The sequence below is a fragment of the Lysinibacillus sp. RS11 genome, from assembly GCF_042019215.1.
Classification (GTDB): Bacteria; Bacillota; Bacilli; order Bacillales_A; family Planococcaceae; genus Lysinibacillus; species Lysinibacillus xylanilyticus_A.
Window position 1 is genome coordinate 218,923 of sequence record NZ_CP168124.1, and the last position, 23,512, is coordinate 242,434.

A 23,512-nucleotide genomic window follows, 5' to 3' on the forward strand; every position below is an offset into this window, starting at 1 on the left:
AGAAAAACCAACAAATTCTTCAGCTTGTCCTGATTACATGGAGTTTCTATCGGAAAGAGCTCTTACTATTAACATCTAGGAGGTTTGGGATGGAATTTCAACAACAAGAGTTGGAGCAAGGCTCGCAATTTAGAGTCTCCTCTGCTATGAAGATGATTGTATGTAGCTTAGTCGGAATATTTAGTTTTTTCGTATCGTTTGAATGGCAAAATAAAAATACAATTTTAATCGACCATATAGTGAACTTTATTCGCGCTGAAGCACCACTACTTGTAACTGCATATGTACTCATAATGCTTGTAGGCGGAGCAATCCATCCATTTATTACTAGTAAATGGAATAAATCAACAGTCAATATTGTAATGTCAATCTTTAAAGTGGGCGGTATGGTTGCAGGGATATTGTTAATTTTCAATATAGCACCCGCGTGGTTAGCGGATGAAAGTATTGGTCCGTATTTGCTGGAGAAGCTTGTTAAGCCAGTGGGGGTATTAATTCCAATCGGGTCTTTGTTTTTGGCACTTCTAGTTAGCTATGGGTTGCTTGAATACATCGGTGTTTTAGCACAGCCGTTTATGAAGCCTGTTTTTAAAACATCAGGACGTTCGGCAGTGGATGCAGTAGCCTCATTTGTCGGCAGTTATTCGGTTGGCTTACTTTTAACGAACCGTGTTTATATGGAGGGTCGCTATACAGCGAAGGAAGCTGCGATTATTGCAACAGGCTTCTCGACGGTATCTGCAACGTTTATGGTTGTCGTTGCAAGTACGCTGGATATGATGGAGCATTGGAATGCATTTTTCTGGGTGTCGCTCGTTGTAACATTCGTGGTTACTGCATTAACAGCGCGTATGTATCCACTTCGTTCAATGAAGGATGAATACTACGAGGGCGCAACGCCAATGCCAGAAAAAATTGTTAGGAAGGGGCGTTTTAAAGAAGCGTGGCGTCAGGCGATGGAGGCAGTTGAGCAAAATCCACCTTTATCTAAAATTTTATGGACGAATTTAAAAGATGGCTTCATCATGGCGATGGGTGTTATTCCGTCAATTTTGTCAATTGGTCTACTAGGGCTTGTACTTGCAACATATACACCAATTTTTGATTGGCTTGCGTATATTTTTGTACCATTCACATACGTATTACAAGTTCCAGAACCATTTTTAACAGCGAAAGCGTTGTCATTATCGCTAGCAGAAGTATTTTTACCAGCACTTGTTGTCACGCAAGCAACACTTGTGACGAAATTTATTGTGGCAGTCGTATCAATATCGGCAATTTTATTCTTTTCAGCAGTTATTCCACTTATTTTATCATCTGAAATTCCATTGACATTGCGTCAAATTATAATCATTTGGTTTGAACGTGTCGTATTAACTTTAATCATCGTAACACCAATAGCATTTTTACTATTTTAAAGGAGCGTGTTTTTAATGGTAGTTAAAACAAATATTCGTGCACCACGAGGGAATGAATTAACATGTAAGGGGTGGACACAGGAAGCTGCAATGCGTATGTTAATGAACAATCTAGATCCTGAAGTAGCAGAAAATCCAGATGAGCTAATCGTCTATGGTGGAATCGGTAAAGCAGCGCGTAATTGGGAGAGCTACGAGCAAATTATTAAGTCATTAAAAGAATTAGAGAATGATGAAACACTTCTAATTCAATCAGGAAAGCCAGTTGCAGTATTCCGTACACATGAACATGCACCACGTGTATTAATCGCGAATTCTAATTTAGTGCCGGGGTGGGCAAATTGGGAGCATTTTTATGAGCTAGAGGAACGCGATTTAATGATGTACGGTCAAATGACGGCTGGTAGTTGGATTTATATTGGCGCACAGGGAATTTTACAAGGAACGTATCTATCATTCGTAGAGGCAGGCAAAAAAGTATTTGGCACAGCTGACTTACGTGGCAAATTCATCCTTACAGGTGGTATGGGTGGTATGAGCGGTGCACAGCCTTTAGCTGGGAAAATGGCTGGTGCTGTCATTTTAGTAGTCGAAGTGGAGCGTGCTCGAATTGAACGAAAAATAAAAGAGGGCTACTGTGATTATATTGTAGAGACAGTAGATGAAGCGATTGAATTAGTCAATAAACTCCGTGACAAAAAAGAGCCTGCATCCATCGGTCTTGTTGGCAACTGTGCAGATGTTAATCGTGAGCTATTGAACCGAGGTATTATTCCTGATTTTGTAACAGATCAAACATCTGCTCATGATCCGATAAATGGCTATGTACCGAATGGTATGACGTTTGAAGAAGCGCTAGAACTTCGTAAAAAAGATGTAAAAACGTATGAGCAAAGAGCAAAAGAAACAATGGCTGAACATGTTCGTACAATGCTTGAATTCCAACAAGCAGGCGCAGAAGTATTTGATTACGGAAATAATATTCGCGCTTATGCCAAAGAGATGGGTGTAACAAATGCCTTTGACTTCCCAGGCTTTGTTCCAGCGTATATTCGTCCGTTATTCTGTGAGGGGAAAGGGCCATTCCGCTGGGCTGCACTTTCCGGCGACCCTGAGGACATTTATAAAACAGATGCACTTGCAAAAGAAATGTTTGCCCATGATGAAGGTCTAGTAAATTGGATTGATATGGCGCAAAAGATGGTGAAATGGCAAGGTTTACCGGCTCGTATATGCTGGTTAGGTTATGGTGACCGTCATCGTTTTGCACTGAAGGTTAACGAGATGGTTGCTAATGGTGAGCTATCAGCACCGATTGTTTTTGGGCGAGATCATTTAGATTCTGGCTCTGTTGCATCACCAAACCGTGAAACAGAGGGTATGCTTGATGGCTCTGATGCAGTATCAGACTGGCCGATTCTAAATGCACTTGTCAATACAGCGAGTGGTGCAAGTTGGGTAAGTGTTCATCACGGTGGTGGTGTAGGTATGGGTTACTCTCAGCATGCAGGTCAAGTGTTAGTAGCGGATGGATCAAAGCTTGCTGCTGAAAAAATTGCACGAGTGTTAGTTTCGGATCCAGGAATGGGTGTTGCACGTCATGCAGACGCTGGCTATGAAATTGCCATTAATACAGCCAAGAATAAAGGTGTGCATATACCAATGCTAAAGGATGATGCTAAGTGACGATTTTAATTAAAAATGCGAATGAAGTGGTTACGCTAAAAAGTACTGTACAAGGTCCTCGTATAAAAGAACAAATGCGTCAAATTGCAGTAGTGGAAAAAGGCAGCGTATTAATAGAAGGAAATCGCATTGTAGCAGTTGGGGCTTATGAACAGCTTGAAGCGGATTTCCCTGATTTAGTTAGGGTAGCAGAGGTTATTGATGCTTCCGGTAAAATTGTTATGCCGGGTCTCGTAGATTGTCATACGCATTTAGTTCATGGAGGTACACGTGAGCAAGAATTTAATATGCGGCTCAATGGTTCCACATATATGGAAATCATGAATGCAGGTGGTGGGATTCATGCCACGACAAAGCGAACACGAGAAACTAGCTTTGAGGATCTATATGAAAAAACGATGCATCACTTGGACGTGTTTTTAAAGCATGGTGTCACAACAGTCGAAGCAAAATCAGGTTACGGCTTGGATTGGGAAACAGAAAAGAAACAGCTCGAGGTAGCAAAAAAATTGCAAGCTACACATGACATTGATGTCGTTAGTACCTTTATGGGGGCCCATGCAGTGCCCCGTGACTATAAAGGACGTGAAGATGAGTTTGTAGATGTAGTGATTCATGACATGCTGCCGCAAGTGGCCAAGTTAGAGCTTGCAGAATTTAATGATGTTTTTTGTGAAAAAGGTGTATTTACTCCAGAACAGTCGCAACGTATTTTAGAGGCTGGAAAAGCGCATGGATTAACAGCGAAAATTCATGCTGATGAAATTGAGCCCTATAAGGGAGCGGAGCTTGCTGCGGAAGTAGGGGCGATTTCAGCTGAGCATTTGCTAGTTGCTTCTGATGAAGGCATACAGAAAATGGCGGGAGCTGGCACGATTGCCGTGTTGTTACCTGGAACAGCATTCTTCTTACGAGCTCCATTTGCAAGGGGGCGTCTAATGATTGATGAAGGGGTACCTGTAGCTATTTCAACTGACTTTAATCCTGGCTCATCTCCAACGATGAGTCTGCCCTTTATCATGAATTTAGCTTGTATGCATATGGGTATGACGCTAGAAGAAGTGTTAACTGCAACAACCATTAATGCAGCATACGCACTAAACCGAGGCCATAAAATTGGCTCACTTGAAACGGGCAAACAAGCTGACATCATTATATTGGATGTTGCCAATTACAAGCAGCTACAATATTTCTATGGCATGAACCATACGAATACAGTTATTAAAGATGGGCGAGTTGTTGTACAAGATGGTATTCTCTTGAAAAATCAACTAGTAAATTAAATAATCAAAGGCATAAATAAGGCAGTAAATGCTTTTATTTATGCTTTTTTTAATTCAATTACATTTCTCAAAAATTTTTTATTAAAAGAGTTGAAATGATTGGAAGGAACAGTTATTATACTAATAAATAGTAATCATAGAATTACAAATTACTTAAATGATTTAAATTAATGCAAGGATAGATGAGACGCGCGCCGGGAGAATATCCGCGGAAGCGAAGCAAATACCCGCGCGTTCCCGGAGAGTCATTATGCTTCATATGCATCTTGATCATTAATTTTGCAAAATATTGTTTCAAAGGAGTTACATTCAATGACAAAATATCGTTCACAAGAAGAAGTTCTTGCGAATTATGATTCTTCTAAATATCTAACACCTGATGGCTATACGTCAGATATTGCGATTTTTACAATAACATCTGAAAAAGTAGAAGAAAAAGCACCGCCGATGATGACGCTTAAAATCATGTTGATTAAACGAGCAGATAAAGATAGTGAGGGGAACCCTAATATCGAAGGAGGAAAATGGGCGCTTCCAGGAGGATTTGTAGATGCAACTCGAAAGGAAACTGCGTATTTCGCTGCTAAAAGAGAGTTAAAAGAAGAAACCAATGTAGAAGGGTTGCATGTTAAACACTTTGGTGTCTACGATGAAATAGATCGCGATCCTCGTGGTTGGATGATTTCAAACGCCTTTTATGCTATTGTTCCGGAAGTATATATCGATCAACGCCAAGCAAATGATGATGCGGCGGAGGTAGAGCTGTTCGATTTAAATGAAGTGTTTAAACTCGAGTTAGCTTTTGATCATCGAAAGATTATTACTGATGCGTTAGATTTTATTAAGAAAGATATGATTCAAACAACGGTTGCTAAAAATTTCTTGCCAGAAGAATTTACTTTATCTGAATTACAAAGAGTTTTGTTGACAGTGGGAGATGATCCGCGCATTTCAAATGATTCTGTGTTCTTCACAAAAGCACCTAAATTGCCTTTTATTGATAAAGTATTAGATGAAGAAGGAAAACCAAAGAAAACGAAAAGAAATTCATATAGACCGTCACAATTATATACTTTTAATAACTTTGAAATTGTAGAGTCAATTTATCATTAGGAAAGCACCTGTCTTTCCTGATAATTTTTAACTTCTTTCAGTAGGTGGCGAACGCAATTATGCCGAGGCATAATTGACATAAAGGTAATTTGTAATTTATTAATTACTAATTAAAGAAGTGGAGTGTTGGAATATGCCGAAACGTGCATTGATTAATATTGATTATACAGTGGATTTTGTAGCACCAGATGGAGCTCTAACTTGCGGAAAACCGGGGCAACTATTGGAAGAGGTAAATACACAATTAACAAAGGAATTTATCTCAAAAGACGATTTTGTGGTTTTTGCCATTGATGTTCACGAAAAAGATGATTGCTATCACCCAGAAACAAAGCTTTTTCCTCCTCACAATATTAGAGGCACAGAGGGGAGGGAACTATATGGCTCCTTAAAAGAATTGTATGAAGAAAATAAACATTTAAATCATGTCTACTATTTGGATAAAACAAGATATTCTGCTTTTACTGGGACGGATTTAGAGATTAAATTGCGTGAAAGAGGAATTACTGAATTGTATTTAATAGGTGTATGTACAGACATTTGTGTTCTTCATACAGCTGTGGATGCTTATAACAAAGGATTTAACATTGTTATTCATGAAAATGCTGTTGCGTCTTTTAACCAAGCTGGACATGAATGGGCGTTAGGACATTTCAAACATTCACTCGGAGCCACTATTATTTGATGTTATGAATGGGGGAAAAGGGAATGAAATATACAGACGATAGCTTCATGTTACACACTGATTTATATCAAATTAATATGGTCGAAACGTACTGGCGAGATGGTATCCAAAATCGCACAGCGGTGTTTGAACTGTATTTTCGGAAGCTTCCGTTCGGTAATGGCTATGCGATATTCGCAGGCTTACAAAAGATCATGGAGTTTATTAAAAGCTTTGGGTTTTCGGATAGTGATATTCAATATTTACGTGAGGAAGGAAAATACTCAGAGGAATTTCTTAAATATCTTCAAAACCTCAAATTTACGGGTACCATTTCTGCTATGAAGGAAGGTGAATTGGTATTTGCGAATGAGCCCATTTTACGAATTGAGGCATCATTAGCGGAAGCTCAATTAATTGAAACACCTATACTAAATATCGTGAATTACCAAACCCTTATTGCAACGAAGGCTTCACGTATTAAACAAGTGATTGGAAAGGATGCGGCGATGGAATTTGGTACACGTCGTGCTCATGAATTTGATGCAGCTATTTGGGGAACCCGTGCTGCTTATATTGGTGGATTTTCTGCTACAAGTAATGTAAGAGCTGGGAAGTTATTTGGCATCCCTGTGTCAGGTACTCATGCACATGCGATGATACAGGCTTACCGTGATGAATATACGGCATTTACAAAGTATGCAAGTACACATAAAGATTGTGTTTTCTTAGTAGATACGTATGATACGTTGCGTTCGGGTGTTCCTACCGCTATTCGTGTAGCAAAGGAATTTGGAGATAAAATCAATTTTGTAGGAATCCGTTTGGACAGTGGAGACTTAGCGTATCTCTCAAAAAAGGCAAGGGAAATGCTAGATGAAGCCGGCTTCACGAAGGCAAAAATTATAGCATCTAATGATTTGGATGAATATACCATTATGAACTTGAAGTCTCAAGGAGCTGAAATTGATGCTTGGGGAATTGGCACAAAGCTCATTACTGCTTACGATCAAGCTGCACTTGGTGGGGTATACAAATTAGTATCGATTGAAAATGAAAACGGTGAAATGGTAGATACTATTAAAATTTCTGCAAATCCCGAAAAAGTAACAACGCCAGGACGCAAACGTGTCTATCGAATCATTAACAAAGGGAATGGTCATGCTGAAGGAGATTATATAGCGTTAGACGATGAAAATCCCCAACAAGAAGAACGCTTGAAAATGTTTCACCCTGTTCATACTTATATCAGCAAATTTGTTACGAATTTTGCAGCTAAAGAATTAAATGAAGACATTGTAGTGGATGGCTCTATCCTTTACAAGGAACCGACGCTTATGGAAATTCAAGCATATGTAGAAGAAAATTTACATCTACTATGGAGTGAGTACAAACGGACGATGAATCCAGAAGAGTATCCTGTAGATTTAAGTCAAGCATGCTGGGATAACAAAATGAAAAGCATTAAGGAAATTAAAGAAAAAATCACAAAGTCTGTATGAGAGAAGTTAAGGGGAGGGTTATGTAATGGCGAGAATAGGTATTTATGGTTCATCTTTTGATCCAATTACAAATGTTCATCTTTGGACGGCAAGCACAGTAGCACACCGTTGCAAATTAGATAAGGTCATTTTTTTACCTTGCTCCAATAAACGTAAGGATAAAGAGATAAAAACAAAGGATACTCATCGATGGAATATGCTGCAGCTGGCTATCGCTAAGGATCAGCGTTTTGTTGCAGATTCATATGAGATGGAGCAAGAAGGTTGGAATATTTACACATATGACACGATGAAATATTTTAGAGAACAGCACCCCAATGATGAAATTCATTTTATTATGGGAGCGGATTTATTAGTTGATATTGGGGCAGGGTTGTGGAAACAGGGAGAATCGTTAGTAGCTGAAAATAAGTTTATTGTAATGGCGAGGCATGGCATTGATATGTTATCAACGATCAGTCGTTCCCCTATTTTGAGGAATAATGATGATGGAAGATTTCATTTAATCGACAAAGGCTTAGCAATGGAAATTAGCTCTACCTATATTCGAGAAGAATTCGCAATGGGCGGCGAGCCGAAATATCTATTGCCTAGCGCTTGTTATGACTACATTAAAGAGCATGACCTTTATCAAAAATAATCATATGATTCAATTCAATTCATGACAATAGATACCATTTAGAGTGTGGGTTAATTACCACACTTATTTTTATTTGGTTCGTCACCAAAAGTGCTGGATGACATTTGTTAAAACGTATGCCATGTATATAGGTTGATTGAAGCGGCTCAGCGGACGCCCCTAGGAAAGCGCCCGGTCGGAACGGAAATCACCCCCTCGTTATGTGATAAGTCTTTTATTTCGAAAAGACGGTGAACTTTCTCATATGTAGCACTTGGTAAGATATAATAAAAATAAGTGATATAGCAAACAAGCAAGATATTGCAAGTACAAAAGGTTTGATTTTGTATATCACCTTCAGTAAAGCATAATGATTAATGTTAGAAAGGAATTCTTGGATGTGCAGCTTACATTAACATTTCTTATTTTAGGAGCGACAATTTTTGCGTTTGTGACCAATAAAGTACGAGCAGATCTCGTTGCGATTGTGTCACTCCTAGCATTTGTTATTACGGATATTTTAACACCCACGGAGGCACTAGCTGGTTTTTCAAACTCTGTAGTATTAATGATCGCGGGGTTATTTGTCGTGGGTGCAGGAATTTTACGCACAGGGCTTGCCGGGATGGCCGGTCAATTATTACTGAAATGGTCAGGCAATAGTGAGCTGAAATTATTTGTATTACTACTCATTATTGTAGGCTCTGTCGGCGCATTTATGAGTAATACGGGTACGGTAGCTTTGATGATGCCAATAGTCGTTAGTATCGCGATTAGTATGAAGGTAAGCCCGTCAAAATTTTTACTCCCACTCTCATACGTTGCGAGTCTTTCTGGGCTTATGACACTTATTGCTTCTCCGACAAATTTAATTGTTAGTCAGCTATTGGTCGATCGCGGCTACAATAAACTAGGCTTTTTCGAAGTGACACCTATTGGTATTGTAGGGATGATTACTGGTATTACCTATCTAGTACTCGTACGAAATATACTATTACCAAATGATAAAAACCGTACACAAACTAATGCTGGTTATAAACTTTCGCCAAAGAAAATCATTAAGCAATATGATTTGAACAATCGTTTGTTCAAAATATTTGTACCGGAGGATTCCCCGATTGTTGACACGACATTGGCAGAGTTAAAACTTCCAGCCACATATGCGCTCTGTATGATGAAAATTCATCGGAAAGCACAGGAGGGCATCAATTTATTGCCTATGACATATCAAGAAATGGCAGGACCGACAAGTGTCATACATGGCAAGGACGAACTATATATCCAAGGTGAGGAAGAGAATGTTCGTCGCTTTACTACAGATTATCATCTACAGATGCAGGAGTTAGCTGAAGGAGAGGCTGATGAATTGGTATCGAAGCATCTTGGCATTGCAGAAGTATTATTAACACCAAATTCTAGCTTTATTAATGAAACCGTTAGCTCTCTTGGATTCCGAGAAAAATATAATCTAAACATTATCGGCATTAATCGCAGAGGTGGCTATAAGCTTCAAGATATGATTACACATAAGTTGAAATTCGGAGATGCCATTTTAGTGCAGGGAGCATGGGATGAAATTCTATTACTAGCAAGGGAGACGCAGGATGTCGTTGTAGTTGGTCAGCCGAAGGAGCATGCGAGTGTTGCAGCAGCCACTGGTAAAGCCGGTATTGCTGGTGCCATTATGCTTTTGATGATTTTGTTAATGGCTTTTGAAATTTTCCCTGCAGTTATATCCGTTATGATTGGTGCTGTACTTATGATATTGACAGGGTGTTTACGTAACATGGAGGATGCATACAGCAATATGAATTTTGAAAGTATTGTACTTGTAGCAGCAATGCTCCCTATGGCGACAGCATTAGAAAAAACAGGTGGAATGGCTATCTTATCTGATGGTATTATCAATGCGCTTGGTGACTACGGACCTTATGGGGTATTAATTGGTGTTTATATTTTAACAGTTATCTTTGGGCAGTTCATTAGTAATACGGCCACTGCTGTATTATTTGCACCAATCGCTATGAATGCAGCGATTGCAATGGAAGTTAGTCCGACGACATTTATGATTGCTGTTGCTGTGGCCGCGAGTATGGCGTTTGTCACACCGATTGCTTCCCCAACGAATGCACTTGTGATGACAGCTGGTGGTTATAAATTTATGGATTTTGTAAAGATCGGAATACCATTGCAAATTGTCATGTTTATTGTCATGATGATAGCAATTCCATTTTTCTTTCCGTTTTAAAAACTCGGTTTCTATACCGAGTTTTTTTGTTCAATTTTTTTAATATCTATTATTTTTTTTATTAAGGTTATGATAGAATTCTAGTTTAGACAGGAATTTAAAATTGAATTTGCTTGAGATGAAGAGTTTAACTTCTTTCAGCAAATGTCGTTTGTAGCGAAAGCAAAGAGTCAGATACAGAAGTCTCCCACCTCTATAGGTGGTGAGATGAATGCAATTTTAAGTCACTTTTCAGCGGGTGTCCAAACATCCGCTGAAAGAAGTTAAAGCTTCCGACGCAATTATGCCGAGGCATAATTGATTACTATATTTTTTTGAGAGCATTATATAGGAAGTTTTTCGATGAAGTGAAAAAGTATAAAGTTTTTTTAGAAAAGGTGTTGACCTTTTTAAAATAAGAGTGTAGTATTATACAAGTCGTTAAGACAACTACTGAAAAACAATTAAATTAAATAAATTAGTTGTTGACATCTAGTTGATAACGTGATATTATATAAGAGTTGCTTTTGCGAAATGGTGACGAAATGAACCTTGAAAACTGAACAAGCAAAACGTAATCAATAAAGTTTTTAGTAGCTAACCTTGAGTTAGTGAACGAAACAAAATTTTGGACATCAAACATGATGCCAGCAAAACAATTTGAGCTAATCAAATTCCTTTTTTATGGAGAGTTTGATCCTGGCTCAGGACGAACGCTGGCGGCGTGCCTAATACATGCAAGTCGAGCGGACAGAGAAGGAGCTTGCTCCTTTGACGTTAGCGGCGGACGGGTGAGTAACACGTGGGCAACCTACCTTATAGTTTGGGATAACTCCGGGAAACCGGGGCTAATACCGAATAATCTATTTTACTTCATGGTGAAATACTGAAAGACGGTTTCGGCTGTCGCTATAAGATGGGCCCGCGGCGCATTAGCTAGTTGGTGAGGTAACGGCTCACCAAGGCGACGATGCGTAGCCGACCTGAGAGGGTGATCGGCCACACTGGGACTGAGACACGGCCCAGACTCCTACGGGAGGCAGCAGTAGGGAATCTTCCACAATGGGCGAAAGCCTGATGGAGCAACGCCGCGTGAGTGAAGAAGGTTTTCGGATCGTAAAACTCTGTTGTAAGGGAAGAACAAGTACAGTAGTAACTGGCTGTACCTTGACGGTACCTTATTAGAAAGCCACGGCTAACTACGTGCCAGCAGCCGCGGTAATACGTAGGTGGCAAGCGTTGTCCGGAATTATTGGGCGTAAAGCGCGCGCAGGCGGTCCTTTAAGTCTGATGTGAAAGCCCACGGCTCAACCGTGGAGGGTCATTGGAAACTGGGGGACTTGAGTGCAGAAGAGGAAAGTGGAATTCCAAGTGTAGCGGTGAAATGCGTAGAGATTTGGAGGAACACCAGTGGCGAAGGCGACTTTCTGGTCTGTAACTGACGCTGAGGCGCGAAAGCGTGGGGAGCAAACAGGATTAGATACCCTGGTAGTCCACGCCGTAAACGATGAGTGCTAAGTGTTAGGGGGTTTCCGCCCCTTAGTGCTGCAGCTAACGCATTAAGCACTCCGCCTGGGGAGTACGGTCGCAAGACTGAAACTCAAAGGAATTGACGGGGGCCCGCACAAGCGGTGGAGCATGTGGTTTAATTCGAAGCAACGCGAAGAACCTTACCAGGTCTTGACATCCCGTTGACCACTGTAGAGATATGGTTTTCCCTTCGGGGACAACGGTGACAGGTGGTGCATGGTTGTCGTCAGCTCGTGTCGTGAGATGTTGGGTTAAGTCCCGCAACGAGCGCAACCCTTGATCTTAGTTGCCATCATTTAGTTGGGCACTCTAAGGTGACTGCCGGTGACAAACCGGAGGAAGGTGGGGATGACGTCAAATCATCATGCCCCTTATGACCTGGGCTACACACGTGCTACAATGGACGATACAAACGGTTGCCAACTCGCGAGAGGGAGCTAATCCGATAAAGTCGTTCTCAGTTCGGATTGTAGGCTGCAACTCGCCTACATGAAGCCGGAATCGCTAGTAATCGCGGATCAGCATGCCGCGGTGAATACGTTCCCGGGCCTTGTACACACCGCCCGTCACACCACGAGAGTTTGTAACACCCGAAGTCGGTGGGGTAACCTTTTGGAGCCAGCCGCCGAAGGTGGGATAGATGATTGGGGTGAAGTCGTAACAAGGTAGCCGTATCGGAAGGTGCGGCTGGATCACCTCCTTTCTAAGGATATTTTCGGAATACAAACCTAGGGTTTGTAAGATTACGTTTTGCGTTCAGTTTTGAAGGTTCATTCTTCTGAATGAAATACTTCAAAACTTGTTCTTTGAAAACTGGATAAAACGACATTGAAATTGTAACAAACACATTTATTTTTTAAGTTTTTTTATAGGCTTAATAACTTGGTTAAGTTATTAAGGGCGCACGGCGAATGCCTTGGCACTAGGAGCCGAAGAAGGACGGCACTAACACCGATATGCTTCGGGGAGCTGTAAGTGAGCTTTGATCCGGAGATTTCCGAATGGGGGAACCCACTACGTTTAATCGCGTAGTATCTTGACGTGAATACATAGCGTCTTGAAGGCAGACCCAGGGAACTGAAACATCTAAGTACCTGGAGGAAGAGAAAGAAAAATCGATTCCCTGAGTAGCGGCGAGCGAAACGGGAAGAGCCCAAACCAAGAGGCTTGCCTCTTGGGGTTGTAGGACACTCTATACGGAGTTACAAAAGAGCGAGTTAGATGAAGCGACTTGGAAAGGTCCGCCAGAGCAGGTAAAAGCCCTGTAGTCGAAAGTTCGTTCTCTCCTGAGTGGATCCTGAGTACGGCGGAACACGTGAAATTCCGTCGGAATCCGGGAGGACCATCTCCCAAGGCTAAATACTACCTAGTGACCGATAGTGAACCAGTACCGTGAGGGAAAGGTGAAAAGCACCCCGGAAGGGGAGTGAAAGAGATCCTGAAACCGTGTGCCTACAAGTAGTTAGAGCCCGTTAATGGGTGATAGCGTGCCTTTTGTAGAATGAACCGGCGAGTTACGATTACGTGCGAGGTTAAGCTTTAGAAGGCGGAGCCGCAGCGAAAGCGAGTCTGAATAGGGCGAATTAGTACGTGGTCGTAGACCCGAAACCAGGTGATCTACCCATGTCCAGGGTGAAGGTGAGGTAACACTTACTGGAGGCCCGAACCCACGCACGTTGAAAAGTGCGGGGATGAGGTGTGGGTAGCGGAGAAATTCCAATCGAACTTGGAGATAGCTGGTTCTCTCCGAAATAGCTTTAGGGCTAGCCTCGTGATGAGAATACTGGAGGTAGAGCACTGTTTGGACTAGGGGGCCATCCCGGTTTACCGAATTCAGACAAACTCCGAATGCCAGATATTTATACACGGGAGTCAGACTGCGAGTGATAAGATCCGTAGTCAAAAGGGAAACAGCCCAGACCACCAGCTAAGGTCCCAAAGTAATCGTTAAGTGGAAAAGGATGTGGCGTTGCACAGACAACCAGGATGTTGGCTTAGAAGCAGCCATCATTTAAAGAGTGCGTAATAGCTCACTGGTCGAGTGACGCTGCGCCGAAAATGTATCGGGGCTAAACGATTCACCGAAGCTGTGGATTGACATCTACGATGTCAGTGGTAGGAGAGCGTTCTAAGTGCGTTGAAGTCAGATCGGAAGGACTGGTGGAGCGCTTAGAAGTGAGAATGCCGGTATGAGTAGCGAAAGACGGGTGAGAATCCCGTCCACCGTATGACTAAGGTTTCCTGAGGAAGGCTCGTCCGCTCAGGGTTAGTCGGGACCTAAGCCGAGGCCGATAGGCGTAGGCGATGGACAACAGGTTGATATTCCTGTACCACCTCCTCACCGTTTGAGAAATGGGGGGACGCAGTAGGATAGGGTAAGCGCGCCGTTGGTTGTGCGCGTCCAAGCAGTAAGGCGTGTGTGTAGGCAAATCCGCACACTGTAACGTTGAGCTGTGATGGCGAGTCCGTATGGACGAAGTTCCTGATTTCACACTGCCAAGAAAAGCCTCTATCGAGGTGAGAGGTGCCCGTACCGCAAACCGACACAGGTAGTCGAGGAGAGAATCCTAAGGTGTGCGAGAGAACTCTCGTTAAGGAACTCGGCAAAATGACCCCGTAACTTCGGGAGAAGGGGTGCTCTTGAGCGTGCAAGCGCATGAGAGCCGCAGTGAATAGGCCCAGGCGACTGTTTAGCAAAAACACAGGTCTCTGCAAAACCGTAAGGTGACGTATAGGGGCTGACGCCTGCCCGGTGCTGGAAGGTTAAGAGGAGTGGTTAGCGCAAGCGAAGCTGCGAATTGAAGCCCCAGTAAACGGCGGCCGTAACTATAACGGTCCTAAGGTAGCGAAATTCCTTGTCGGGTAAGTTCCGACCCGCACGAAAGGCGTAACGATCTGGGCACTGTCTCAACGAGAGACTCGGTGAAATTATAGTACCTGTGAAGATGCAGGTTACCCGCGACAGGACGGAAAGACCCCGTGGAGCTTTACTGTAGCCTGATATTGAATTTTGGTACAACTTGTACAGGATAGGTAGGAGCCAGAGATCTCGGAGCGCCAGCTTCGAAGGAGGCGTCGGTGGGATACTACCCTGGTTGTATTGAAATTCTAACCCATGCCCCTTAGCGGGGCAGGAGACAGTGTCAGGCGGACAGTTTGACTGGGGCGGTCGCCTCCTAAAAGGTAACGGAGGCGCCCAAAGGTTCCCTCAGAATGGTTGGAAATCATTCGTAGAGTGTAAAGGCACAAGGGAGCTTGACTGCGAGACCTACAAGTCGAGCAGGGTCGAAAGACGGGCTTAGTGATCCGGTGGTTCCGCATGGAAGGGCCATCGCTCAACGGATAAAAGCTACCCCGGGGATAACAGGCTTATCTCCCCCAAGAGTCCACATCGACGGGGAGGTTTGGCACCTCGATGTCGGCTCATCGCATCCTGGGGCTGTAGTCGGTCCCAAGGGTTGGGCTGTTCGCCCATTAAAGCGGTACGCGAGCTGGGTTCAGAACGTCGTGAGACAGTTCGGTCCCTATCCGTCGTGGGCGTAGGAAATTTGAGAGGAGCTGTCCTTAGTACGAGAGGACCGGGATGGACACACCGCTGGTGTACCAGTTGTCTTGCCAAAGGCATCGCTGGGTAGCTATGTGTGGACGGGATAAGTGCTGAAAGCATCTAAGCATGAAGCCCCCCTCAAGATGAGATTTCCCATTACGCAAGTAAGTAAGATCCCTCAAAGACGATGAGGTAGATAGGTTCGAGGTGGAAGTGTGGTGACACATGGAGCTGACGAATACTAATCGATCGAGGACTTAACCAAAATGTTTGAAACATTCAATGTACGTTTATCCAGTTTTGAAAGAACAAAACCTTTCATATAAGGGTTTCAAGATACGATGTATATTGAAAACCGAAGAGAGCTTCAAGACACAAGTAGTACAAGGAAGCAAACGAGTGAATGAGGGAGCGTACCTCTGTACGTGACCGATTGAGCGAGAGAAGCTGACGCAGTAATACGCCGTGTATTGGAGGTCGACAATAGTCTAGTGATGATGGCAAAGAGGTCACACCCGTTCCCATACCGAACACGGAAGTTAAGCTCTTTAGCGCCGATGGTAGTTGGGGGCTTCCCCCTGTGAGAGTAGGACGTCGCTAGGCATTATACCCAGGAGGATTAGCTCAGCTGGGAGAGCACCTGCCTTACAAGCAGGGGGTCGGCGGTTCGAGCCCGTCATCCTCCACCATTATGGTCCCGTGGTGTAGCGGTTAACATGCCTGCCTGTCACGCAGGAGATCGCCGGTTCGATCCCGGTCGGGACCGCCATTTTTTTTTTGCCGGTGTAGCTCAGTTGGTAGAGCAACTGACTTGTAATCAGTAGGTCGTGGGTTCGACTCCTATCGCCGGCACCATCCCTTGGAGGGGTAGCGAAGTGGCTAAACGCGGCGGACTGTAAATCCGCTCCTTAGGGTTCGGCGGTTCGAATCCGTCCCCCTCCACCATTTTTAGGGGCATAGTTCAACGGTAGAATAGAGGTCTCCAAAACCTTTGGTGTGGGTTCGATTCCTACTGCCCCTGCCAGGTTTCGAGGTACTCGTTATCAAGAACTGCTGTGATTACATATAGTGGCGATTGTGGCGAAGTGGTTAACGCACCGGATTGTGGTTCCGGCATTCGTGGGTTCGATTCCCATCAGTCGCCCCATTTAATAATTGGGGTATAGCCAAGCGGTAAGGCAACGGATTTTGATTCCGTCATGCCTAGGTTCGAATCCTAGTACCCCAGCCATTCATTTCTTAGTTTGAGCCATTAGCTCAGTTGGTAGAGCATCTGACTTTTAATCAGAGGGTCGAAGGTTCGAGTCCTTCATGGCTCATCAAGTTTTTATACAAAATTATGCGCCCGTAGCTCAATTGGATAGAGCGTCTGACTACGGATCAGAAGGTTATGGGTTCGACTCCTGTCGGGCGCGCCAAAAAATCGTAATAGTAACGGAATGTAGCTCAGCTTGGTAGAGCACTTGGTTTGGGACCAAGGGGTCGTAGGTTCGAATCCTGTCATTCCGACCAGTTTTACTTAAATTTTGGGGCCTTAGCTCAGCTGGGAGAGCGCCTGCCTTGCACGCAGGAGGTCAGCGGTTCGATCCCGCTAGGCTCCACCATTTCTAAATATTTTGGAGGTATACCCAAGTCTGGCTGAAGGGATCGGTCTTGAAAACCGACAGGCGGGTAACACCGCGCGGGGGTTCGAATCCCTCTACCTCCTCCATTTCCGGGTCAGTAGCTCAGTTGGTAGAGCATTAGATTGAAGCTCTAAGTGTCGGCGGTTCGATTCCGTCCTGACCCACCATATTTGCGGGTGTAGTTTAATGGTAAAACCTCAGCCTTCCAAGCTGATGTCGTGAGTTCGATTCTCATCACCCGCTCCAAATAATGGGCCTATAGCTCAGCTGGTTAGAGCGCACGCCTGATAAGCGTGAGGTCGATGGTTCGAGTCCATTTAGGCCCACCATTATTCCGAAGTAGCTCAGTTGGTAGTAGCACCTGACTGTTAATCAGGTTGTCGCAGGTTCGAGTCCTGCCTTCGGAGCCACGGCCCCTTGGTCAAGTGGTTAAGACACCGCCCTTTCACGGCGGTAACACGGGTTCGAATCCCGTAGGGGTCATCAAGCATGTTGCACATTTGTGCAACATGCTTTTTTATGATTGCCATAGTTTTTGTATGTAAAAGAAGCTCAACTGGGATTAAAATGCAAAACTGCACACCCCATGTATTAGTTAGATTAATATTGAGTGTACAGTCTAGGTTGTTCCGGCATCTTTATTTTTTGATTTTTCATTTTCAGGGTTCTTAATGTTTCTCAATTTCGCGACAATAAGTAATAACAAAGGAAGAAAAAGGGCAAATATTCCAATATATAAGGGCCAAGTTTCTTGATTATATTTGCTAGAATGCATGTTATTTGGATGTACTATTTGAGAAAGTGCAACTGTAATCATCCCAAGTGGGAGAATTAATCGTCTGTGATCATTAATTTTAAGTATTTCTCCTAACCCCTTTACCGTTGCGTAAAAATACATGAAGGCTCTGACGAATATTGTGACCATCCAAATAAAAGCCATAATAACTTCAATACGTTGCAGGAAATTACCAATCGAAATTCTTTGCGCTAGCGTGTAACTAGGGAAGGTTCTAAGAGATGTATTTGTTACCCCCAATACTAAAATTGATAATGCTATAACAATTGTTAAAATTAATCCTCCTACTAATGTGCCAATATAAAACCCTTTCTTACCAGATGTATAGTTATTGATAGCTGATGGAAAAACCATTAATATAACGACTAATGGAAAAGAAAATAAACCCATAAAGTGTAAAATGCTATATATAAGAGGTTGTGCTGAAACTTCTAAAATTGGTTGTACATTTTTAATCTCTATTTCAGGGGTTATAAATAAAACAAAAATAATAAATATGAACAGAAAAGCAGGGAATAGTATTTCTAATGTACGCGCAAAAACTTCTATTCCTGAATAAGCTGCAAAAAGTATAATAAGGTTAAATAATATTGAAAATACAACGGGTGGCGTCTCTGGCATTACCTCTGTCTGAAGGAAATTTCCGATAAAATATAGTAGCTCGCCAGATGATAACAACGTTAAAATGACAAATCCAATGGTAACAATCTTCCCTAAAAAACTCCCCAATATTTTTTCTGTAATCTCTACAAAGGATAGAGTGGGCATCTTTTTTACTAAAGCCATAAACAGTGTTAGGATAGGTATACTTAATAAGGTACCTATAATGGCTACAATCCAAGCATCTTGTTTTACTTCAGTTGCGATACTTGCAGGAATAATTAAAATACTTGTCCCTACGGTAAAGAGAATTACAATTATTGTGAATTGACGTGAACTTATCAATTGCTTTTCCATAATATTCCTCCTTTCTTAAGATTATTTTTTTAATAACGTTGTTTTTAAAAAATCACTAACTGGATGGAAAATATACATAATTATATCCAGCGGACTAAATTGGATTGCTTTAAAACTTATAGCAATATTTAAGACTACACCAATCGTTAGCAAAAGGGAAAATGTCCAAACAGTTTTAGTATCTCCTTTTTTTAAACTTGGCAACTCAAAAAAAATAATACAAGCTGTAATAATTAATATTACTAATACCATAGCCATATAGATTACTCCTTTAATTGTGCGTTCTACATAGTCTCTAAACCTTGAGTTTTCACATTGACTTTGACAGTAGTTTTTTAATAGTTAATGAGCAGGTCGTTTCTTATTTTGTAATTGCTTATGTCCTCTAACATTATTAGTTTGGCTAATTAATCGCGGGCGAGTTAACAAAGATCGGCGTGGAAAAACGATTAGTGCATCTTTTTGATCCTTTGGAATTATTGGTGCAAAAGGGCTCATATAAGGTACACCAAAGGAACGTAAACTACATAAATGCATAATAAGAAACATCATTCCTATAAACACTCCAAATAACCCGAACATTGCTGCTAATCCCATTAAAGGAAAGCGTAAAATGCGTATGGAATTAGATAATCCATATGCAGGAAAAAGGAAGCTACATATCGCTGTTAATGCTACAATTATAACCATTGATGCTGAAACGATACCTGCTTGTACAGCAGCTTGTCCAATAATCAATGTTCCTACAATCGATATTGCAGGCCCTATCATTCTTGGCATACGAAGCCCTGCCTCCCTAAGTACTTCAAATGCAATCTCCATAATTAGAGCCTCAACAAACGCAGGAAATGGTACACCTTCTCGCTGTGAATAAATATTGATGAGCAAAGATGTGGGTATCATTTCGTGGTGAAAAGTCGTAAGGGAAATATAGAGAGAAGGAGCAACTAAGGCAAGACTAATCCCTAAAAACCTAATGATACGAATAAATGAGCTGATAAATGAATGTTGATAATAATCCTCTGCAGATTGCATGAAGGATGTAAATAATGCAGGTACAATTAAAACAAAGGGAGTACCATCTACTAAAATAGCAATTTTACCTTCTAATAATTCTCCTGCAATAACATCTGGACGTTCCGAATTATAAACAGTAGGAAATAGCGAGAATTTTGGGTCTTGAATTAGCGCTTCAATATAGCCACTTTCTAAAATGCCATCAATATCAATTCGATCCAATCGTTCAAAAACTTCCTGTACAATTTTTCCGTTTGCAATTCCATTTATATACATAACGGCAACATCTGTTTGAGTAACATCACCAATGACCCTAGATTTTATCCAAAGGTTTGGGCTTTTAATTTTACGCCGAATTAAAGCGGTATTAGTTCTCAAAGTCTCTGTAAATGATTCCCGAGGGCCTCTAATGACAGATTCTGTTGAGGGTTCTGTTACTGCTCTATCCTTCGAACTTTTTGTACTCGTAGCAATCCCTTTTGCCAGACCATCTAGTAAAATAACGGTGTCTCCATTTAAAATGGCACTAAACAATGCAGTAAAATCAACAATATCGTTAACATGTCCCACTGTTAAACAGTAATTCTTTAAATGTTGATTTAATTCATTGATTGTTGTTTCGGAAGTCTCCGTTAAATCAGATAAGAGAGGCTCTACGATAAAGTCTGAAATTACGGTTGTATCAGCTAAACCATCAGTGTGAATAATGGCGATTGATTGTTCCTTTAATTTTCCTATTAATGTTTCCCGTATAATAAGGTCACTACTGTTTCCGAAAGCTTCTTTTATAGTAGTAATATTTTTAGATAGTTTTATGTTTAGTAGTCCTTTTTGAATAAAATCATGGGAGATGTTAGTATTCTCGAAATCATTCACCTCAAATCTCCTCCTCATTAAGTTTTGAAACTATTAAGAGGATGTACAAATTTATATTTAATTAAACATAAAATTTTAGTTATTAAGAAAAAATCTTTTATCATATGTAAAGTTAGATTGAGATACTATATTTGGAGAAATGATTAGTAAATTTGAACAAATTATTTCAAATAATAGGGTAGGTTAGATGAAAACTAAAAGACGTAGAGTGGATTTTTAGGCATTTCATCAGGGGTGCTTTTTATTATGCTCGCAAAGTTAGATGGAAGTGTCAAATATACTTTGTGGGTTTGTAGAGGGATGAATACTTTGAAAGAAGAAAAATTAAAGGGGTCACGCGGAGGTTAGTGACCCTTATTAAATATTTGAAGGTGTAAAGGATAAGTTTGTATTATCCTAATCGTTATGAGCATTAGAGGTGTTACCGGGTATTAATAACATTTTGACATGAAACTAGCTCCAACGATAATCAGAAGAATGAATAGAACAACGATTAGAGCAAATGATGAACCAGACCCAGATCCATTACCATAGTCTTGAGACATAATTATTCCCCTCCTCTCTAAAATCTATAATATGAATATTTGTTAACAGGATTCGCGACATTCATCCACTAAAAAAATTTAACTTCTTTCAGCTGAAGTCTTATAGGTGGTGAGATGAATGCGTTTAAGTCACTTTTCAGCGCGTCCAAACATCCGTTAAAAGAAGTTCGGTGGATGTCACAAAATAGGAAAGGAGTGCTTATGGGATGTTAGCCTAAAACCATCGCATCCATGCGATAACGGCTAACTGACCTGCATCGTGTTGTTGCCGCTGCCGCTTTGCTTTCGCGCAGATAAAACCCTTTTGCCGCTGCCGCTTTGCTTTCGCGCAGATAAAACCCTTTTGCCGCTGCCGCTTTGCTTTCGCGCAGATAAAACCCTTTTGCCGCTGCCGCTTTGCTTTCGCGCAGATAAAACCCTTTTGCCGCTGCCGCTTTGCTTTCGCGCAGATAAAACCCTTTTGCCGCTGCCGCTTTGCTTTCGCGCAGATAAAACCCTTTTGCCGCTGCCGCTTTGCTTTCGCGCAGATAAAACCCTTTTGCCGCTGCCGCTTTGCTTTCGCGCAGATAAAACCCTTTTGCCGCTGCCGCTTTGCTTTCGCGCAGATAAAACCCTTTTGCCGCTGCCGCTTTGCTTTCGCGCAGATAAAACCCTTTTGCCGCTGCCGCTTCGCTTTCGCGCAGATAAAACCCTTTTGCCGCTGCCGCTTCGCTTTCGCGCAGATAAAACCCTTTTGCCGCTGCCGCTTCGCTTTCGCGCAGATAAAACCCTTTTGCTGTCGCTACGTTAGCACTACGCTTTCGCACAAAAACATTTGCAGGCCTAAGCACAAAGCCGATTCCGGACGACGCAATTATGTCGGGGCATAATTGATAATGAAAAAAGCTCACTTGCATAAGCTACACTTTTGGTATCTGATGAAATCACATGATGACCGTCTATAAATTTGAACAAAGTATTTCATATATGAAATATGTATGTTTTCCAACAGATATTTTCGTGGTGATTATAGTCCCATTCCTCTAATATGAGGGTAGATGGAGGAATTCGATATGAATTTACATGAGATACAGCAGTTTTTAGAACTTTATCAAGTAGAACAAAATGAGTCTAAAACATGGCTAGAAAATAAATTACAGCACATTAAAACAGCAGGAGAATATATACCGACTACGGAGGAATTAACCTTCGGCGCACGAGTGGCATGGCGTAATAGCAATAAGTGTATTGGACGTTTGTTTTGGCAATCACTACATGTTATAGATGCCCGTGATATTTTAAAAGAAGAGGCTGTGTTCACTGCTTTACTTGAGCATATACAATATGCAACAAATGACGGCAAAATTCGTCCAACAATAACCGTTTTTGCACCAGGGCGAGTGCGTATATGGAATCACCAGCTAATCCGTTATGCGGGCTATGAAACGGAATCTGGAATCATTGGTGATCGACATTCCGTTGAGTTTACAAAAATATGCGAATCACTTGGCTGGCAAGGTGAGAAAACAGCATTTGATGTGCTTCCACTTGTTGTGCAGGTGGATGGAAGAGAGCCGCAAATGTTTACAATCCCTGATGAATATGTACTTGAGGTTCCGATTCGTCATCCTGAAGCTCCTCAAGTTGAAAAGCTAGGATTAAAATGGTATGCGGTGCCAATGATTTCGAGCATGCGCTTCCAAATGGCAGGTATCGATTTTCAGGCGGCTCCATTCAATGGATGGTATATGGGCACTGAAATCGGAGCACGTAATTTAGCTGATCATGAGCGTTATAATATGCTGCCCGCTATAGCAGAAATTTTTAACCTCGATACAACAAAGCAGGCCTCTCTATGGCGTGATCGTGCATTAGTTGAGCTCAATATTGCGGTATTACATTCATTTAAAGAAGATGGTGTGAGCATTGTAGATCATCATACCGCAGCTCAGCAATTTAAATTGTTTGAGGAAGCGGAAGCAGCAACAAATCGTGAAGTTACAGGGAATTGGACATGGTTGATTCCACCTCTTTCACCAGCTACAACGCATATTTTCCATAAGCCATATGTCAATGTTTATAATACACCGAACTATTTTTATCAGAAACCAGCTTATTAATCGGAAAA

At 41.8% G+C, this 23,512-nt stretch carries 14 protein-coding genes, 17 tRNA genes and 3 rRNA genes; 29 read left to right on the forward strand and 5 right to left on the reverse strand.

From position 1 onward, the window contains the following. Nucleotides 1-89: 89 nt before the first annotated feature. The 28 genes from AB9L17_RS01170 (at nt 90) to AB9L17_RS01305 (ending at nt 17,697) form a co-directional block, all read left to right on the forward strand. A complete protein-coding gene (locus AB9L17_RS01170) occupies nt 90-1,418 on the forward strand; it encodes a YjiH family protein (RefSeq protein ID WP_068986080.1) in 1,329 nt (442 codons plus the stop codon). Between the two features lie 15 nt (nt 1,419-1,433). Then, complete coding sequence (gene hutU / locus AB9L17_RS01175) at nt 1,434-3,104, forward strand: urocanate hydratase (protein ID WP_223555107.1); 1,671 nt, start codon at nt 1,434-1,436, stop codon at nt 3,102-3,104. Continuing rightward, a complete protein-coding gene (hutI, locus tag AB9L17_RS01180) occupies nt 3,101-4,387 on the forward strand; it encodes an imidazolonepropionase (protein ID WP_223555105.1) in 1,287 nt (428 codons plus the stop codon). Before hutU ends, hutI begins: the two co-directional genes overlap by 4 nt. A gap of 312 nt (nt 4,388-4,699) precedes the next feature. Continuing rightward, complete coding sequence (locus AB9L17_RS01185; RefSeq protein ID WP_068986077.1) at nt 4,700-5,500, forward strand: NUDIX domain-containing protein; 801 nt, start codon at nt 4,700-4,702, stop codon at nt 5,498-5,500. Between the two features lie 133 nt (nt 5,501-5,633). Beyond that, entirely contained in the window at nt 5,634-6,185 is a 552-nt protein-coding gene (locus tag AB9L17_RS01190) for a cysteine hydrolase family protein (protein ID WP_223555103.1), read from the forward strand. A 23-nt stretch (nt 6,186-6,208) separates the two neighbouring features. Next, nucleotides 6,209-7,666, forward strand: coding sequence for a nicotinate phosphoribosyltransferase (locus tag AB9L17_RS01195; RefSeq protein ID WP_375199944.1), 1,458 nt, complete (start codon nt 6,209-6,211; stop codon nt 7,664-7,666). Nucleotides 7,667-7,691: 25 nt separating this feature from the next. After that, nucleotides 7,692-8,306 carry a nicotinate-nucleotide adenylyltransferase gene (gene nadD / locus AB9L17_RS01200; protein ID WP_068986074.1) on the forward strand — a complete coding sequence of 205 codons (615 nt, stop codon included), beginning with the start codon at nt 7,692-7,694 and terminating at the stop codon, nt 8,304-8,306. Between the two features lie 373 nt (nt 8,307-8,679). After that, the gene (locus AB9L17_RS01205; RefSeq protein ID WP_083227095.1) at nt 8,680-10,533 is read left to right on the forward strand and encodes an SLC13 family permease; all 1,854 of its coding nucleotides are present in this window, start codon (nt 8,680-8,682) and stop codon (nt 10,531-10,533) included. A gap of 660 nt (nt 10,534-11,193) precedes the next feature. Continuing rightward, nucleotides 11,194-12,745: ribosomal RNA gene (locus AB9L17_RS01210) — 16S ribosomal RNA — on the forward strand. Between the two features lie 181 nt (nt 12,746-12,926). Next, nucleotides 12,927-15,854: ribosomal RNA gene (locus AB9L17_RS01215) — 23S ribosomal RNA — on the forward strand. A 222-nt stretch (nt 15,855-16,076) separates the two neighbouring features. Continuing rightward, nucleotides 16,077-16,192, forward strand: a 5S ribosomal RNA gene (rrf, locus tag AB9L17_RS01220). The 16S, 23S and 5S rRNA genes sit together here with 17 tRNA genes alongside, the layout of an rRNA operon. A 10-nt stretch (nt 16,193-16,202) precedes the next feature. Continuing rightward, a tRNA-Val gene (locus AB9L17_RS01225) sits at nt 16,203-16,278 on the forward strand. Between the two features lie 4 nt (nt 16,279-16,282). Then, nucleotides 16,283-16,358 (forward strand) — tRNA-Asp (locus AB9L17_RS01230). Between the two features lie 10 nt (nt 16,359-16,368). Then, nucleotides 16,369-16,444, forward strand: a tRNA-Thr gene (locus AB9L17_RS01235). A 6-nt stretch (nt 16,445-16,450) separates the two neighbouring features. Beyond that, nucleotides 16,451-16,534: transfer RNA gene (locus tag AB9L17_RS01240), tRNA-Tyr, on the forward strand. Between the two features lie 5 nt (nt 16,535-16,539). Next, a tRNA-Trp gene (locus tag AB9L17_RS01245) sits at nt 16,540-16,613 on the forward strand. Between the two features lie 47 nt (nt 16,614-16,660). Beyond that, nucleotides 16,661-16,736, forward strand: a tRNA-His gene (locus AB9L17_RS01250). Nucleotides 16,737-16,745: 9 nt separating this feature from the next. Continuing rightward, nucleotides 16,746-16,820 (forward strand) — tRNA-Gln (locus AB9L17_RS01255). A gap of 15 nt (nt 16,821-16,835) precedes the next feature. Continuing rightward, nucleotides 16,836-16,908 (forward strand) — tRNA-Lys (locus tag AB9L17_RS01260). A gap of 22 nt (nt 16,909-16,930) precedes the next feature. Next, nucleotides 16,931-17,007: transfer RNA gene (locus AB9L17_RS01265), tRNA-Arg, on the forward strand. Nucleotides 17,008-17,024: 17 nt separating this feature from the next. Further along, nucleotides 17,025-17,101, forward strand: a tRNA-Pro gene (locus AB9L17_RS01270). 16 nt (nt 17,102-17,117) lie between these two features. Beyond that, a tRNA-Ala gene (locus AB9L17_RS01275) sits at nt 17,118-17,193 on the forward strand. A 14-nt stretch (nt 17,194-17,207) separates the two neighbouring features. Beyond that, nucleotides 17,208-17,300, forward strand: a tRNA-Ser gene (locus AB9L17_RS01280). A gap of 5 nt (nt 17,301-17,305) precedes the next feature. Then, a tRNA-Phe gene (locus tag AB9L17_RS01285) sits at nt 17,306-17,381 on the forward strand. Nucleotides 17,382-17,386: 5 nt separating this feature from the next. After that, nucleotides 17,387-17,460, forward strand: a tRNA-Gly gene (locus AB9L17_RS01290). A 6-nt stretch (nt 17,461-17,466) separates the two neighbouring features. Beyond that, nucleotides 17,467-17,543 (forward strand) — tRNA-Ile (locus tag AB9L17_RS01295). A gap of 4 nt (nt 17,544-17,547) precedes the next feature. Beyond that, nucleotides 17,548-17,624 (forward strand) — tRNA-Asn (locus AB9L17_RS01300). A gap of 1 nt (nt 17,625) precedes the next feature. Continuing rightward, nucleotides 17,626-17,697: transfer RNA gene (locus tag AB9L17_RS01305), tRNA-Glu, on the forward strand. Nucleotides 17,698-17,833: 136 nt separating this feature from the next. Here AB9L17_RS01305 and AB9L17_RS01310 read toward each other — a convergent pair. The 5 genes from AB9L17_RS01310 to AB9L17_RS01330 form a co-directional block, all read right to left on the reverse strand. Continuing rightward, nucleotides 17,834-18,967 carry a GerAB/ArcD/ProY family transporter gene (locus AB9L17_RS01310; protein ID WP_068985835.1) on the reverse strand — a complete coding sequence of 378 codons (1,134 nt, stop codon included), beginning with the start codon at nt 18,965-18,967 and terminating at the stop codon, nt 17,834-17,836. Nucleotides 18,968-18,988: 21 nt separating this feature from the next. After that, nucleotides 18,989-19,225: a hypothetical protein gene (locus tag AB9L17_RS01315; protein ID WP_068985836.1), complete on the reverse strand. Its 237-nt coding sequence runs from the start codon at nt 19,223-19,225 to the stop codon at nt 18,989-18,991. Between the two features lie 84 nt (nt 19,226-19,309). Beyond that, nucleotides 19,310-20,878 carry a spore germination protein gene (locus tag AB9L17_RS01320; protein ID WP_083227085.1) on the reverse strand — a complete coding sequence of 523 codons (1,569 nt, stop codon included), beginning with the start codon at nt 20,876-20,878 and terminating at the stop codon, nt 19,310-19,312. A gap of 413 nt (nt 20,879-21,291) precedes the next feature. Further along, a complete protein-coding gene (locus AB9L17_RS01325; protein WP_068985838.1) occupies nt 21,292-21,405 on the reverse strand; it encodes a YjcZ family sporulation protein in 114 nt (37 codons plus the stop codon). Between the two features lie 209 nt (nt 21,406-21,614). Beyond that, nucleotides 21,615-22,235, reverse strand: coding sequence for a hypothetical protein (locus tag AB9L17_RS01330; RefSeq protein WP_375199945.1), 621 nt, complete (start codon nt 22,233-22,235; stop codon nt 21,615-21,617). A gap of 222 nt (nt 22,236-22,457) precedes the next feature. On the opposite strand from AB9L17_RS01330, the gene AB9L17_RS01335 reads away from it, so the two are divergent. Next, nucleotides 22,458-23,504 (forward strand): nitric oxide synthase oxygenase, encoded by a 1,047-nt coding sequence (locus AB9L17_RS01335; RefSeq protein ID WP_317853393.1) that lies wholly within the window; start codon nt 22,458-22,460, stop codon nt 23,502-23,504. The last annotated feature ends 8 nt before the right edge of the window (nt 23,505-23,512 follow it).

Coding starts and splice junctions, on each gene's coding strand:
- AB9L17_RS01315 (WP_068985836.1), bottom strand. CDS start 19,225: ATGGCTATGGTATTAGTAATATTAATTATTACAGCTTGTATTATTTTT.
- AB9L17_RS01325 (WP_068985838.1), bottom strand. CDS start 21,405: ATGTCTCAAGACTATGGTAATGGATCTGGGTCTGGTTCATCATTTGCT.
- hutU (WP_223555107.1), top strand. CDS start 1,434: ATGGTAGTTAAAACAAATATTCGTGCACCACGAGGGAATGAATTAACA.
- AB9L17_RS01310 (WP_068985835.1), bottom strand. CDS start 18,967: ATGGAAAAGCAATTGATAAGTTCACGTCAATTCACAATAATTGTAATT.
- nadD (WP_068986074.1), top strand. CDS start 7,692: ATGGCGAGAATAGGTATTTATGGTTCATCTTTTGATCCAATTACAAAT.
- AB9L17_RS01190 (WP_223555103.1), top strand. CDS start 5,634: ATGCCGAAACGTGCATTGATTAATATTGATTATACAGTGGATTTTGTA.
- AB9L17_RS01185 (WP_068986077.1), top strand. CDS start 4,700: ATGACAAAATATCGTTCACAAGAAGAAGTTCTTGCGAATTATGATTCT.
- AB9L17_RS01195 (WP_375199944.1), top strand. CDS start 6,209: ATGAAATATACAGACGATAGCTTCATGTTACACACTGATTTATATCAA.
- AB9L17_RS01170 (WP_068986080.1), top strand. CDS start 90: ATGGAATTTCAACAACAAGAGTTGGAGCAAGGCTCGCAATTTAGAGTC.
- AB9L17_RS01320 (WP_083227085.1), bottom strand. CDS start 20,878: ATGAGGAGGAGATTTGAGGTGAATGATTTCGAGAATACTAACATCTCC.
- AB9L17_RS01335 (WP_317853393.1), top strand. CDS start 22,458: ATGAATTTACATGAGATACAGCAGTTTTTAGAACTTTATCAAGTAGAA.